The 15,076-nt window shown below is 60.8% G+C and carries 12 protein-coding genes; 3 read left to right on the top strand and 9 right to left on the bottom strand.

Annotated features, from left to right (window positions below):
• Positions 1–60: 60 nt before the first annotated feature.
• Positions 61–321 (bottom strand): hypothetical protein, encoded by a 261-nt coding sequence (locus tag BLL36_RS16355; protein WP_076952426.1) that lies wholly within the window; start codon positions 319–321, stop codon positions 61–63.
• 341 nt (positions 322–662) lie between these two features.
• Here BLL36_RS16355 and BLL36_RS16350 point away from each other — a divergent pair, with 341 nt between their 5' ends.
• Positions 663–1,991: a sigma-54 dependent transcriptional regulator gene (locus BLL36_RS16350; protein ID WP_076952425.1), complete on the top strand. Its 1,329-nt coding sequence runs from the start codon at positions 663–665 to the stop codon at positions 1,989–1,991.
• A 220-nt stretch (positions 1,992–2,211) separates the two neighbouring features.
• On the opposite strand, the gene BLL36_RS16345 is transcribed toward BLL36_RS16350, so the two are convergent.
• The 7 genes from BLL36_RS16345 to BLL36_RS16315 all read right to left on the bottom strand — a co-directional run bounded on the left by BLL36_RS16345 (position 2,212) and on the right by BLL36_RS16315 (position 8,228).
• On the bottom strand, positions 2,212–3,516 hold the full coding sequence (locus BLL36_RS16345) for a transporter (protein ID WP_076952424.1): 1,305 nt from the start codon (positions 3,514–3,516) through the stop codon (positions 2,212–2,214).
• Positions 3,517–3,566: 50 nt separating this feature from the next.
• Complete coding sequence (locus BLL36_RS16340) at positions 3,567–4,310, bottom strand: hypothetical protein (RefSeq protein ID WP_076952423.1); 744 nt, start codon at positions 4,308–4,310, stop codon at positions 3,567–3,569.
• Between the two features lie 38 nt (positions 4,311–4,348).
• Positions 4,349–5,029 carry a C39 family peptidase gene (locus BLL36_RS16335; protein WP_076952422.1) on the bottom strand — a complete coding sequence of 227 codons (681 nt, stop codon included), beginning with the start codon at positions 5,027–5,029 and terminating at the stop codon, positions 4,349–4,351.
• 60 nt (positions 5,030–5,089) lie between these two features.
• Entirely contained in the window at positions 5,090–5,836 is a 747-nt protein-coding gene (locus BLL36_RS16330) for a hypothetical protein (protein WP_076952421.1), read from the bottom strand.
• Positions 5,837–5,903: 67 nt separating this feature from the next.
• A complete protein-coding gene (locus tag BLL36_RS16325) occupies positions 5,904–6,455 on the bottom strand; it encodes an adhesin (protein WP_076952420.1) in 552 nt (183 codons plus the stop codon).
• Complete coding sequence (locus BLL36_RS16320) at positions 6,455–6,901, bottom strand: hypothetical protein (RefSeq protein ID WP_076952419.1); 447 nt, start codon at positions 6,899–6,901, stop codon at positions 6,455–6,457. Before BLL36_RS16320 ends, BLL36_RS16325 begins: the two co-directional genes overlap by 1 nt.
• A gap of 328 nt (positions 6,902–7,229) precedes the next feature.
• Entirely contained in the window at positions 7,230–8,228 is a 999-nt protein-coding gene (locus tag BLL36_RS16315) for a FecR family protein (protein WP_076952418.1), read from the bottom strand.
• A 141-nt stretch (positions 8,229–8,369) separates the two neighbouring features.
• Between BLL36_RS16315 and BLL36_RS16310 the strand changes: the two genes are divergently transcribed.
• On the top strand, positions 8,370–8,639 hold the full coding sequence (locus BLL36_RS16310) for a PepSY domain-containing protein (protein ID WP_034104642.1): 270 nt from the start codon (positions 8,370–8,372) through the stop codon (positions 8,637–8,639).
• Positions 8,640–8,661: 22 nt separating this feature from the next.
• On the opposite strand, the gene BLL36_RS16305 is transcribed toward BLL36_RS16310, so the two are convergent.
• The gene (locus BLL36_RS16305; RefSeq protein WP_076952417.1) at positions 8,662–13,815 is read right to left on the bottom strand and encodes a dermonecrotic toxin domain-containing protein; all 5,154 of its coding nucleotides are present in this window, start codon (positions 13,813–13,815) and stop codon (positions 8,662–8,664) included.
• A 193-nt stretch (positions 13,816–14,008) separates the two neighbouring features.
• Between BLL36_RS16305 and BLL36_RS16300 the strand changes: the two genes are divergently transcribed.
• A complete protein-coding gene (locus BLL36_RS16300) occupies positions 14,009–15,046 on the top strand; it encodes an Ldh family oxidoreductase (RefSeq protein WP_076952416.1) in 1,038 nt (345 codons plus the stop codon).
• Positions 15,047–15,076 lie beyond the last annotated feature (30 nt).

Below are 15,076 nucleotides of genomic sequence, written 5' to 3'. Positions count from 1 at the left end.
CGTGTGTTCTAACACTGAACTTGCGCTCATTTAAACCATGAGCGCAAGTTAGGCTGCCGATTACTTCGGCATTGCCCAGGACTGCAACTGGTAGCCATCTTTATCGAGCTCGGCGCGAGCTTGCAACAGCAAGTTTTCCAACTGCGCCGGATCGGTGCAGGCACTCGACGACAATTGTTTGCTGCCGATACGCGTATTGGTGCGATCGATGACGCTCAGGCTCAGGGCGCCGTTGCCATCGTGCCAGGCCACGCACTGAAAGGGTTGGAAAGCACGGTCTGCGATCAAAAGAGCGTCGTTGATGCGGAGCGGGGCGTTCATGTGGGTTCTCTCTCATTGCCCATTCAAGTGAGTGCCGGCGGTTGGGCTGACCGTGCGGCGGGTTACTTGTACTGATGCACGATGGCGGGGTGCGGGTCACATGCTAGAGCAACTATTTTCAACTTTTACTGATTGACGTCATGTAAGCGACTGTTTTGAAAGCTGAATGAAAGTTCGGTTGCGCGCTACCTTATTGCTCAACGCGCGCGGAAGTGGCTTTTCGCCCCGACTTATAGCGAATCGGTACAAGGCGCGCGTCAAGATCTTGCTAGGGTTAGCAGCAGACGTCACAAACTATTGTTTATAAATACATTTAACAATTTTGACGCCAAGGAACAGTCATGGGTGGACCCCCCGTTCAACGCCGTTTGCTAGTGGTCGATCCGTGTGAGGACTGCCACGCGCTGCTGCCCGGTTTGCGCACGGCGGGGTGGGAAGTCGACAGCTGCACGTTGGCAGCGGTCGGTGACCGGTCCTGTGATGTCGGCCTGTTGCGCCTGCAGCCTTATCACCTGGAGCGCCCGGAGGCGGTCAAGGAACTGATCGGGCGCAGCGGCACCACCGAATGGATCGCCGTGCTCAGCCAGGACGTGCTGCGCCTGCAAAACGTCGGCGATTTTGTGTGCGAATGGTTTTTCGACTTCCATACCTTGCCCTTTGATGTTGCCCGCGTGCAGGTCACGTTGGGCCGTGCCTTCGGCATGGCGCGCCTGCGGGGCAAGGGCCATACCCTGGTGGATGAGCCTGAGCATGAACTGCTGGGCGATAGCCGCCCGATTCGCGAGCTGCGCAAACTGCTGTCCAAATTGGCGCCCACCGAATCCCCGGTGTTGATCCGTGGCGACAGCGGGACCGGCAAGGAGCTGGTGGCCAAGACGCTGCACCGCCAATCCCAACGCCAGGGCAAACCGTTTGTGGCGATCAACTGCGGTGCAATCCCGGAGCATTTGATCCAATCCGAATTGTTCGGCCATGAAAAGGGTGCGTTTACCGGCGCCCACCAGCGCAAGATCGGACGCATCGAAGCGGCCAACGGCGGCACCTTGTTTCTGGATGAAATCGGCGACCTGCCGATGGAGCTGCAAGCCAACCTGTTGCGCTTTTTACAGGAAAAACACATCGAGCGAGTGGGTGGCAGCCAGCCGATTGCGGTGGATGTGCGGGTATTGGCCGCCACTCACGTCGATCTGGAAGCCGCAGTGGAGAAGGGCACCTTTCGCGAAGACTTGTACTACCGCCTCAATGTGCTGCAAGTGGTCACCGCCCCCCTGCGCGAACGCCATGGCGACGTCGCGATGTTGGCCAACCACTTTTCGCGCTTCTACAGCCAGGAAACCGGCCGCCGCCCGCGCAGTTTCAGTGACGATGCCCTGGTCGCAATGGGCCAGCACCCCTGGCCGGGGAACGTGCGCGAGCTGGCCAACCGCGTGCGCCGTGGCCTGGTACTCGCCGAAGGGCGACAGATCGAGGCGGCCGACCTGGGATTGCACGGCCAACCGGCACTGTCGGTGCCAATGGCTACACTGGAAGACTACAAGCACCGCGCCGAACGCCAGGCGCTGTGCGATGTGCTCAACCGGCACAGCGACAACCTGAGCGTCGCGGCCCGCGTGCTGGGGATTTCCCGGCCCACGTTCTACCGGTTGCTGCACAAACACCAGATCCGCTAGGGCGGGTAAACCGAAAAGCCCCACAATGACCCTTATCGTTGTGGGGCTTTTCCTTCCCGCGTGTGCACGATCAATTGTAGTGAGCGGGCTTGCCCCGCGCTGGGGGGCGAAGCCGCCCCAAACCAGGCTGCTCGGTTTTATCTGGAACACTGCGGTGTCTTTATTGGGGCGGCTTCGCCACCCAGCGCGGGGCAAGCCCGCTCACTACAGTCCGTGGTCGCTAGAAGTAATATGGAAACTTCAAACTGAACGTAAAGTCCGGCGCATCGTCCGTCATGCCGATCGCCAGGTTCGGCACGATCGTCAGGTTATCCGACGCCGCAATCGTCATCCCCACGTTGAAATAACCCGCGTTGGCATCGCTGGACACCACCGACTGCCAGTCCCCGCCGTTCGGCTTGAGCTTGCTCTTGCGCTGTATCAGATCGGACACCGAGAACGACATGCTCATCTTCTCGTTCAGGGCGAAGGCCACCCCCATTCCTAGCTGGAAACTGTCGCCGAGGCTGACTTTGCCGCCGACCTTCTGATTCTGTTCGCTGCTGATATCGTCGAACGACTCTTCGAAGTTGTGGGTATAGGACAGCGAGCCGAACAGCACGGCCGGGTCGAAGGTCTTGACCAGCGAGATACCCGGCGTGATCGACCAGACACCATTACCCGTCGGCAGGTTTTCCGGCACGTACAGGTTGTCGTTGGCGGTTGAGCGTACCAACTTGATGCCAAAGGGTTCCTTGCCCGTTGGCGCCTTGACGCGCAACGACACCACCGCATCCGGTAGAGTCGGGGTTTCATCCAGGAACTTGTAGGCCACGCCGAAGTTGACGTCGCCGAGGGTCGGGTCGCGGGTCACCGATTCTTCCGAGGTGGCGTTGCCATTGTTGCCCGCGCCGCCGGACTGGTAAGTCGACTCGCGATACACCACCGGCACGTTCACGTCGAACTGCCAACGATTGTCCAGGTTGTAGCGCCCGGTCATATCGACGGTCCAGTTATCCGACTTGATCCGGTCCAGGTTGATATTGCCCAGAAAGATCGAGTCCAGCGCCAGGAAACCGTTGAGCGTCAGTTGGCGTGCATCATAGCGAGCGTAAGTGACGCCGGTTTCAAAGCTGAACTTGCCATTGCCGAAAAAGCCGCTGGCCTCGTTGTACAAGTTACTCACACTTTGCGCCGGCGCCGAGTCGTCCTTGAGCGACTGTCCATACGAACTGCCACCGCCGCCCGCACCGCCGGAGGCCGCCGCCGCGCCGGTACCGGCAATGGTGGTGCCGCTGGCCTTCTGAAAATCCGCCGGGGATTTGGCCAGGCGCTTGGGGGGCGCCGCCTGCGGCTGATCCTCGACCTGGCGCACGCGCTGTTCCAATACCGCCAAGGCTTTTTGCTGCACTTCGTACCGCTGTTTGAGTTCCAGGAGTTCCTGTTTGAGCGTTTCGATATCGGCGTCTGGCGCGGCATACAACACGGATGCGGGCAAGAGCGTACTTAAACAGATCACCGCGCGTAGCGATAACGATCGATGCATGAAATAAGCCGTCCTTTTTCTAATGCGTAAGTGTCGAGGGTCAGCGTAGTTCAATAACCGAGCGTGCGTAGGCCTTTGAGTTGGTCCAGGTTGCAGTTCAACGCAGCGTTGCCAAGTCCGTTATTCATCACCACATTGAGCTGCGTCATATTGCTGACGAAGTTTCTGTCGCCGGTCAGCACCGTGCCTTGCAGCACCTGGCCGCCGCCAATCTGCTGGAGGCTGTTGCCTTGGTTATGATTGCCCTGGATCGCCATCTGCAAGCCGCCATTGCCGGCCGACACACTCACACGGCCTGCCGCGCTGTCGCCGGTGACGGTGCCGCCGGCCACCAGCACCTGGCCTGACTGCACGATATTGGCAGGGGCGAAGCCGTTCTCAGTGACGTTGATGCCGACATTGTTGTAGGCGGTGTTGCCGTCGCCGGCGGTGCGCACGCTTTGCGTCACGCCCGTGCCGGTACCCAGGCCGGCACCGCCGACCACGTTGCCGGTGCCAGTGTTCTGCTGGGTGCCCGTGCCGGCCGAGCCGGTGGTCTGCACATAAAACTGCGGAGTGATGGTTGACGCGTCGACCTGCATGCTGGCCTTGCCGGTGATGCTGTCGCCCACGGCATTGGTCCAGGTGCTGCTCATGACAATGCCGAAGCTGATGATCCGCCCCGGCATCACGTAGCGGCCGCGCAGTTCGGCCATCTCCGAATCCTTGAGTTCAATGGGCTTGAACCCCGACGAAGCATAAGCGGGCATCGAGGCTGCCAGACACATGACCGTCAGCCAACGGGAAGTGTTCATCTGCTGCTCCTGGAGCGTCCTGCCCCTTATTGCGCTTCTTAGAAGAAGTCGCTCTGGATGAAACCGAAATCCATCAGCTCGGCATCGCCTACGGGCCGGAACGTGTTCAACTGATTCTTGGCGGTCAACGGCGTGGGCGGATCGAGCAAGGCGTTGGCCTTGTCGTAACCTTCACCCAGCACGGCGAAGACAATGCCATTCCAGCCCTTGACGAAGTCGCCGTGTGAGTAGCGCTTGTGGCCCAGCACCGGGTCGCCGATATAGACCCAGTCCTTGTCCGCGCGCTGCAACACCACGAAGTGCTTGTAGCCACGTATTTCCAGCAGCACCACCACAGGGATCTTCACGGTCACCAGGGTGTCCGCTGCGATCTTGTAGCCCCGGGCACGCATGCCGATGCTTTCGAGGTAGCGCTTCATGTCCAGCATGGAAAAGCCCTGGGTGCGAACCAGGTCCTGGTCGGCATTGACCAGCATGCCTTTGATGACGTGGTCTTCGTCTACGTCGAGCCAATAGCCCTGGCGCAGGATGGTGGCAAGTGCCGCGGCACCGCAGCTGAAATCGGTTTTCTGTTCCACCAGGTTGGCGAACCGGCGCTCACGGATGCTCTCGACCTTCTTGTAGATGACTGCACCGCCAGGCATGGCGGAGATCGCCATGGTGCCCGCCCAAGTCGGGCCGGTGAGCAGCAGCAGGAGGCTGAGGGTCGCGAGACGCATGATCGTGTGACCTGATGGACACGGGAATAAAAAGGGCCTTGTTGCCAAGGCCCCGTTGGATCAGAAGCGCACGCCGCTGGCGCAGACGCTGCAACCCTGGCCGATCGACAGGCTGTTGCTGCCTTGGTTGCCCGAGCCCGATTGCAGGTTCACACCCAAGTTGCCGGAGTTGCGGTTAGCCGAGTTGTCGAGGCTGGAGTTGTTCGACACATACTGGGCTTTGCCGCCATGGCCATAGCCGTAGCTGGTAGCGGCAGCGTTGAGGTAGCTGTTGCCGAGCGAGTTTTGCTCGGTGTTGGCGGCCGCTGCGATGTTTTTGCCGTCGGCAGTGGTAATTGCCAGGTTGTTTTTACCTTGGTTGCCTTGCCCAGCCTGGCCGTTGTAGCCCACGTTACCGGAGTTCCCGTTAACCGAGTTATCCAGGGACGCGTTGTTTTGCGTGCCTTTGTTGACGAAGTTGTTCAGCGCGCTGTTCTGGTTCACGTCGACAACGGCGAACACGGTCGCAAAGTCGCCTTTGGCGCTGGAGATAGCGCCAGAGTTATCGGCCTGGTTGCCGCTGCCGGCTTGAACGTTGACGCCGGTGTTACCGCTGTTGCCGGTCACCGAGCCATCGGCGGAGGCGTTGTTTTCGGTCTTGGTGTCGTCGAACTTGTTGCCCACGCTGTTTTGCACATCGGTAACCACCGAGGCAACCACGCCGGTTGGCTGTGGCGCAGGGTGCCAGCCACCACCTGCCTGGGCAGCAGCAGCCATGAGTGCGGCGAGCGCGAAAACCAGTGGTTTCAGGGCCATTTGAGGTTTCATGGTGTTTCTCCTTGCTTCTAATTGGTTGGTTAAGTGTTGGTACGGTCGAACGTGCGCTACCAAGCGGTTACTTGATAGTGATGCTCAGGGTGTTAGCCACGCGGTTTGCCACCCCGGCACTCTGGGTCACCTGTGTCACTCCTCGGCTGCCGGTGAAGGCCTGGTCGCTTGTCACGACCTGGCGGCTGCCAGTGGTGGGGGTGAGCCCTGAGTCGGTTGCCAGCGTCGTCGTGTTCTGTTGCAACAGGACGCTGTCGTCGATGCTTTGCGGGCCAGGGTTGATGCTGATCCGCACGGCATTGATGGATTGGTTATGAGCCCCGGCCGACTGGTTGACGCCCAGCATGCCGCTGCCGTTGGTAAAAGAGGCGCCCTCGATCGCCGCCTTGGCGTTCAGGGACGGGTCGACCTTGCCGTTCATGTTCTGGACAGAGCGAGTGGTGGCCTGGCCACCAAGCGCGACGGCGCGGTTGTTGATCATCTGCAACTGATCGCCCGCCGCCTGGTTGATCATCAGGTTGCCGTTGTAGCCCTTGCCGCTGTCGTTGATCACGGCGGTGTTGTCGGCCATGACCGAAGCGCTGCCCAGCAGGGCCAGAATGAGCAGGGAGCGGTTCATTATTGCCCCCCCAGCAGGTTGCCGATGTTGTTCAAGGGCGCCATGCCCCGCTGGATCGAGTCGCTGATCTGCCCACCCATCGAGGCGCCCGCGCCATGGCCTGCGGCTGCGCCGGAGCCGAGTGTCGTCACGCTGCCTTGGGCGTTATTCAAACCGGGGAGGTTGCCGTTGGGCATGATGGCGCGGGTGATGCTCGAGCCGCTGCTGATGCCACCGATGTCCAGGTCACTGAGTTCGCCGGTGGAACCCAGGATCTCGCGGCTTGGGTTGGCATTGGCGGTGCTGGGATAGGGGTCTTTGCCGTAAGGCCGCCCGTACATATGCCCCTGTACGTCGCGCCCGGTGACGATGACGCCGTCACCCGCAAAGCTCGGAACACTGATACCGGTACTGAGTACACAGCTGACCAGCAGTACGTTCATCGAACCTTGAGTGAGTGTATTCACGGCGACAGTCCTTATGCTCCACGCTGACCCTAAACAGCGCTGTCAGGAAGAGTGCAGAAGACGTGCCGCTTTTTACTTAGTCTCTATATTCAATGGCTTGCGAGTATTCATGGGCAAAATGATGGCAGTGGTGTTTCGCCCATGAAACACCGGGCTGCCCGCGCGCAACGTCCCAGCCACTGCGCAAACGCTTCAGCCGCTGTATCAACGCTGTAACACCACCCGGGAAAAAACACCGAACCCACGCCGCTCGGGCGATCCAGGGCATCGAGGTGTTAAAGAAATGGACAGTTGGGGCGTGACTAAGCCTGTGCAGGCAGGCAAAAGCTCAGCCCTTGGGCGCTTTACGCGGGATCGAGTTGAGTACGGGGTTGCCGTCCTGGTTCTGGGTCAGGTAGACCGGCAAGACTTTGGGCAGGGAAGGGATGAGGTTGTTGACCTCATTGATGTTGTAGATGCCACCGATGCGGATCGCCCCGGTGCCGGCGTCGGCCAGCATCACCGGTTTGCTCAGGTAGCGGTTGATCAAGGGCAGCGCGTCGGCCAGGGCCAGGTTGTCGAGGATCAGCTTGCCCTGGCGCCAGGCCAGCGCCGTGTCGTAGGGGTTGATCGCGCGCACGCTTGGCGTGGCATCGCCCCGCTGATAGCTGGCTTGCATGCCGGGCGTCAGGGGCACGCTGCCGTGGACCTGGTCGCTGGCAATCTGCACCGAACCTTCGAGCAGCATCACCCGCACCTGGTCCTCGTACTTCCAGACGTTGAACTGGGTGCCTGTGACACGCACCTGGCCATTGCCCGCATGCACGATAAACGGATGGGCGCTGTCATGCCTGACGTTGAAGAACGCTTCGCCCTTTTTCAGCGTGACCCGCCGCTGATCCTTGTACTGGCTGTAGACCAATTCGGTGCCGAGGTTGAGTTCAACCTGGCTGCCATCGCCCAGGGTGACCTGGCGCAGGCCGTCGGCGGCCTCGAAGCGCTCGTAGGAACTGGGTAACCAACCGGCTTCCCAACCGGTAAAGGCCGCGAGGGGCAGGGCGGCCAGGCAAACCGCCGCCGCCACCGCGTAGGTGCGCACGCGACTGCGGGGCTTGAACGGCGCCACCGGTGCCGGTGCGGTTTCGGTGCGCGGGAGGTGGTCGGCGACATCCCAGATTTCCAGCATGGCCGCGTATTCAAAGGCGTGCAGCGGGTCGGCGTCGTGCCATTGCGCAAAAGCCTGACGTTCCTGCGCCGTGCAATCGCCTGCGTGCAGGCGCATGCACCAATGCGCGGCGGCATCGGTGATAGCGTCATATTCGGCTTCTGAAAGGGGCTTTTCGCTCATTAACTCATCCTGATTTCCCACATTCTAACCTCCAGGGTAGACGGCGAGAACAGCCATCATGGCGATTGCACATCAATTGGAACTTATTCTCGTTTGAACGCACCTAAAAAGCTCAGGACATTCTCACAATGGAGTAGGAACATGCTGAAGAAAACCCTAGTCGCTTTATGTGCAACCACCGCCTTGCTCAGTGCAGGCGCAGCGATGGCCGACAAGCCGGGCGCGGGCTGGATCACCATCGAGAAGGCCATTGAGGTGGCCAAGACCAAGGCCGGTTACATCGAGGTCTACGCGGCCGAAGCGGATGACAATGGCTATTGGGAAGTCAAAGGCCGTAAATCCGACGGCACTGTGTATGAAGCGCGCATCGATGGCGCGTCTGGCAATATCCTGCGTGACCAGAAAGACTGATCATCGCCTTCAGGGGGGCTGTTCAGGCCCCCTGATCCAACTCCCGCCCCAACTGCATGATCAGGTACGTTACCGAGTCGGCGTTCGCCAGGATCGTATCGATGCGCTTGTCCACGTTACTCATGAAAATCTGCCGGGCATCGTCCAGGGTCTTGGCACCTGTCATTTTGAAAATCTTGTCTCTGATTGAGGCTGTGGACGGATCAAGCCCGGCTTCTTCCCAACGCCTCGTAAACTCGTTAAACGTCAGGAACAACAGGCTCGCTGGTGTCAGGACGGACAATGCGGTGTCGCGCAGGTGTGACAGTTTAGTGTGCAGTTCTTTTCCCGCGTCGGTGCTGACATCAATGAGGTCATGAAACGGTCGCACGGTGTCCAGATACGCCACATCTTCGGTATGGCTCATCAAATGCGTCAGCTCGTGGATCAACACCGCAGCCCTTGCATGAGTGGCGATGCTGAACGGAATGGTCAGATGGCCTTCATACATCTCCAATAGAGGGTCGAAAAAACGCTCCAGCAAGTAGATCTTCTGTTCAATGTCGTCCGGCAAAACAAACGCAAAGCTGTCACAGGGGCGCCAGCGCGAAGTACCGACGACAAAGCGCGCCGAGTCAGGCTTGGACAGAGCCGGGTTGACCAATTCATTGAGCACCTCGTCGACGCGCTGCTCGACCCGCCTCAATTGCTCGGGCGTGAGACTGATTACACCGAACAGTTCGGTTAAAAAACGTCCAAGACGGCTTGCAGGGTCACGCTCGCCAGCGAAATACACAACGTTGCGTTTGCAGTTCACGGTGTAATACGTCGCCACGTTGAGCGCCTCGTCGATGCGTTGCGCTTTCCAGTTCGACAGCGCGGCAATCTGCTCCATGCCGACCGCTTCGATATTGATCGACTCCCGTTCGGCCGTGCGTGTGTGCCTGCGTCCGGCATAGCGCGACAGCGTTTTACCGAACCTGGGGTTGCGTTGGCGCAGGTCCAGCACCCAACGGCCCTCGGCGTCGCGCTGCACGGAGGGCCCGGTGGCGTCATCGAGGCTCACGCACCAGCCTTCACCGGTGTTGCGCACCGGGTACACCTTGCCCGCCACCGGCACGAAATGACGCAAGGTGCCGGGTTGCTGGAACACATGACTTACGCGGCTTTGCGTCAGCTCGACCAGGGCAATGTCGTGTTGTTCGAAGTGCTGCATGCGCGTGCGCAGCGGCTCGGTGATATCCAGGGTGGCGAGCGTCGTGGCGGTTGGCTTCACGTCGTCGGGCCTGGAGGACGAGGGGGTCGGCGCGCTGTCGGTTGGCAGCAGGGTATCCAGTTCTTGGCGCAGCGAGGCCAGGGTGGCTGTGCCACGGATGAAGCTTTTTAGTGCCGAACCCCAGCGGTGTTGCTGCAGGCCCTCGGCCGAGGTCATGAACAACTTGAAACTGCGCCAGACCACCAACGGGTAGCTGAGCTTGCCCGCAATAAATTGCAGGGCGGTGGGAATCACCTTGCGCAGCAGACCAGTGACCGTATCCCATTCGCCCTTGCCGTGCGGGTCGAACTGGCAGGCCAGCATCTTGACCAGCAAGCGCGTGTTGTCGCCGAACAGCTGTGTCAAGTGGTTGCCCCTTATCGGCGTCGAGGCCAGTTGCAAATCCACGCCACTCATCGGCGTGTGCGGCTGTAACAGATTTCGGTAAGAGGCCTGGTTCGCCACGTCCAGCCGGCGAATTACCCAGTCTTGCAACGGCCCGGGGCGCTCCAGCTCGTCGAGCAGGTCCTGTTCGCGGGCATATTCCCTGAGTACCGGCAGCGGACTATAGGGCGCATACAACACCAGCGGCCCGCTCGCGCCCGATTGCGGCCCGATCAGGTAAAGCCCCAAGGGTTTGACCACCACCGCGCCGGCGGTAGCGATCAACTCCAGCGGGCGAATCATCGCCGTCGTGCCGCTGACTGCTTCGCGCGCAAGCGCATCCGGCATGTCAAATACCTGCTGCACAAAACTCCAGGCCGTGGCGCTGAGGCGTTCTTCAAGCTTTTCCTCATGGGCATGGCGCAGCAGTTGCCAGGGCAGTTGTCGACAGAACAGTGCTTGACTCTGGCGTGCCTCATCGCTTTGCCCGCTCAGGTGAGTATTCAGCAGCGCGCCCAAGTGCGTGGCCAGGTCCAGTTGGCGCACCAATTGCACCACGGCCGCGCCGTCCAGCGCCGTCGGCAGTGACGTGGCCGTGCGCGAATAGGGGCGCACGTTGTCGCCGCTCAGCTCGGGCAAGTGAGCCATGGCGAAGTCGACCAGGCTCAAGGCATGACCGTCGAGGCGCGCGCGATCAGCAATGAGGACGTTGCCCGGGTCGATTGACTGGCCTGCGAAGCGCTTGTCCAGCAGTGCCGCAAGGGCTCGGGCGACATACTCGCGCAGCTCCTCCAGGCTGTGCAGGTAGTCGCGTTCGTCCTGGCTGTTGACCCGGTATTGCTCCAGCAGCTCAGCGTGCAGGATTTGCTCCCGGGGCGCGGCCATTCCCAGCCACACGGGCAACGCTTGCTGATGAATCATTGCATGCGCCACGCTCAGCGCCTTACCCAGGTTGCTCGGCGACGGACGTTGCATGAGGCTGTCCAGGCAGTCCTGCAGACGACGCGCGCCGAGCGGGATCGACAGCAGGTAGTCAACGCGATCGAGCGCAAAGTCGCGCCAGCTCTCCTGGCGATTGTTCAACAGGTCGTCGTCGATGCGTTGCAAGGGACCAAGGCGATAGCGCTGATGTGGCGTGTAACGCGTAACAGCGAGGTTTTCCAGGAGTGCAAAACGCTCATCCGCTTGCGCCAGGCGCTGCTCCAGGATGTGGCGGGCCGCCTGGATCGAGGCAAAGACTTCATGACCCCGGCGCGGCGTCCATAGAACGGCCTGGCCGGAATGCACGGGGTCGGTGCCACCGCGCTCGGTCAACAGGAAACCATTGGCCAGGGCCTGTGGCTGCTCATCTTCGCCCACCAGGACCGTCAAGCCATAGGCGTCCGGCAGGAAACCATCGAGGCCATGGCGCGTGAGACGCGTCAGGCTGTCGGGGCGCAGTACCGTGTCGAGGATGTCGTGGCCACGGCGGGCAAGGGTTTTGTACAGCAGGCGCAGTTCGGCTTCGCTGCGCAACCCCAGCAGCAACGCGTCATTGAGGGGCTTGTGGTGCTGCTGCAGGAAGTGCCGGGGCAGGGTGCGGATATCGTGGTTGACGAACGGCCCCATGGCGCTTTCAACGATGGCGTTGAATGTCTTGCCGTCCAGATTATTGAAGCGCAGGGCATAACCCGCGAGCCGCGCTGTGTACAAACCGATGAGCGGTGAGTCGGCGATCGGCCCCGCCGTACCGGCCAGGCGCTCGATAAAATGTTCGACCATGTTCAGCGACTGTTCGGGCGTGCGCTCCTCCGCTTGCTGCGCCTGGCTGGCATAGGTGTTGATAAACACCGAAGTGGCGTCGAGCGCGCGCTGATGTTTTTCCAGCTCGGCATTCAATGCATGGGCCGCCAGCTTGCGCAACGTCGGATGGTCGCGGTGCAGCGCGACCACCAGGGCGTCGGCCGCCAGCAGGGCTTGCAACTGCGCCTTGGCGCGTTCCGCCTGCACTGTTGACGGGCGCCCATTGCCGCTGGTAACCGGGTGCATGCTCCAGCGCCCACCGGCGTCAAGCGCCAGCAGGCGTTGATCGGTCATCTGCCGCATGTCCAGGGCGCAATCGAGCAGGGCGGCCAGGTCGACATTGCCATCACTGCGCCGGAACACGCCCAAGGCGTACTCCATATTGCTTTGCTGTTTGGCGGACACCGCTTCGATCATTGTCGAAAAAACATCACCTTTTATTTCTAATCCACTGATTTGTATATCATTCATCGCTATATAGACGCTGCGTTCTTCCAGCGATAGGAAGTTGAGCAGTTCATCTTCGTGGCCGGCTGTCTTGAGCATTTGCAGCAGTGTTTCGTTGAGGGCATCCACATCCCTGAGCATCTGCAGCCCGCGTGTCTGGGTATAGAGATAGGCATTGGTCGCGCTGATCAACAAGGTGCCGGCCAATTCCACGCAGTGCTGGTAGGGCGCATGGATACGCACCGTCTGGACGCGCAATGACGGGAAGTCAGCTTTACGAGTGGCTTGATCGGGTAAAAAGACGCCCTGCAGTACATGGCTTTCCTGGGCAGAAATAATGCCGTTCTGGCGCTTGAGCAGCAGGTCGGTTCGGAACTTGTCGCTGAGCACTTGGGCGAAAAAGCCACTGCGCGACTGGTCGTCGGCAAAATCTGCGTTCCAGTAGGTTTGCAGCAGGCTGGCCAAGAGCTTGGAGAGGATGGCCGAGCATTGTTCCACCAGGCTTTGCCAGCGCTCTACGTCCTGCACCCGTTGTGCCTCGGTAAAGCCCTGGGTGACATGACGCGGGTTGACGAAGCGGCGGGTTTGCCCTGCCGGCCAGCCTTGCAAGAGATAGAACTGCAGCAGGGCGTCGCTCAAGGGCACGCAACTCACCCAATGGGGCGCACGACCGCTGGTCGTCGGAGCAAAACTGTTGACTAGGCTGTCACGATGATCAAGGTCTGGAAAATACGAACGGCTCATGATGCTCAGCAGGGTATCGAGCATCCACGGCAGGGTGGGTATGGTGCCCAGTTGATCGAGCATCTCCCGCACATTCTGCTGCTGGCACGCTGCGAGGGTGTTTTCCTGGTCCTGCAGCACGGCGCCGTTGATGGTTTCCGGGACCAGCTTCAGGTCAGTGGCAGTCGCCAGATCGGCGCGTTGACGTATTGAAAGAAAACTAGTTAATTCAACGTCTTGTCTGTTATTTCTAAAGTTTTTAGTGAGGTTTTCGAGCAGTTTCTCACGGTTATCGAATACTTCCAGCCCTGCGTAAGGCGTGTACAGCACCGCCTTATCGTCCTCGGGACCGGGGCTCATCATGAAGGCGCCGGCCAGGGGAATGGGGGCTTTGCCCGTGACGTGAATCATCAGCTTTTCCACCGCCATCGGCGCCTCCCGAAACCTGGGGCTCTGCCGCGCTTCGTCAGTGGCGTAGTACAGCTTATGCAGCCAATCCAGGTCGCGCAGACTCAGACCCAGCGCACGTTCGCGCTCGGTGGGCTGCTTGCGCCTGACCGGGCGGAGGAACTCGTCAAAAAAATAGGGCGGCGTCAGCCGTGTCATGGTGAGGTTTCCGTTACAGCCAGGGAGATAGATGAGGCTAAGCGTGGGCGATCCTGGCAGGACGGTAGATAGCTGCCGCCATTTCGGCGACGCATGCACAAACGTGGATTGACAGCAGGCGCGGCGTGCGTTGTTAATCCTGGCCTGGGTTTCCAGTCTTGTTGCCCCTCCAATCATAAAATCGGAGCTTCAGATGTCTGCGCAGTCCTTGGTAGTTGAAGGTTCCACGACCCGCATTACTTTCACGGCGCTGGTGGCGTTGCTCCAGCGCATCTTCGAGCGCCATGATACGTCGGCGCACGTGGCGGCGATCCTGGCGCACAATTGCGCCAGCGCCGAGCGAGATGGCGCCCATAGCCATGGCGTGTTTCGCATGCCCGGTTACCTGTCGACCCTGGCCAGTGGCTGGATCGACGGCATGGCCTTGCCCGAGGTCACGGACGTGGCCTCAGGCTACGTGCGGGTGGATGCGCGCAATGGCTTTGCCCAGCCGGCGCTGGAAGCGGCGCGCGGGCTGCTGGTGGAAAAAGCCCGCAGCGCCGGGATCGCCTTGCTGGCGATTCATAACTCCCACCATTTCGCGGCCTTGTGGCCCGATGTCGAGCCGTTCGCCGAAGAAGGCCTGGTGGCGCTGAGCGTGGTCAACAGCATGACCTGCGTGGTACCTCACGGTGCGGACCGGCCGTTGTTCGGCACCAACCCCATCGCCTTCGCCGCGCCGCGTGCCGATGGCGCGCCGATTGTGTTTGACCTGGCCACCAGCGCCATTGCCCATGGCGATGTGCAGATCGCCGCGCGCAAGGGCGAGCGCTTGCCGCCGGGCATGGGCGTGGATGGACTCGGCCAGCCGACCCAGGACCCCAAGGCGATCCTTGAAGGCGGCGCACTGTTGCCGTTTGGCGGGCACAAGGGCTCGGCGCTGTCGATGATGGTCGAGTTACTGGCGGCGGCGCTGACCGGGGGCAACTTCTCGTTCGAATTCGACTGGTCGGAGCACCCCGGCGCGCGCACGCCCTGGACCGGGCAGTTATTGATTGTGATCGACCCGAGCAAGACCGGCGGCCAAGTGTTCGCCGAGCGCAGTCAGGAGCTGGTGCGGCAGATGCATGCAGCGGGGTTGCGGCGCTTGCCGGGTGACCGGCGTCATCGCACGCGGGCGAAGGCCGAAAAAGAGGGGATTGTGCTGGAAGCTGAAGAGTTGCAGCGCTTGCAAGCGATGGCAAACGCCTGAAAAAAGGCTGCGCACTGGGCGCAGCCGGAC

The organism is Pseudomonas cedrina subsp. cedrina, from assembly GCF_001983175.1.
Taxonomy (GTDB): Bacteria; Pseudomonadota; Gammaproteobacteria; order Pseudomonadales; family Pseudomonadaceae; genus Aquipseudomonas; species Aquipseudomonas cedrina.
This window is presented reverse-complemented; position numbering and strand designations above follow the sequence as displayed.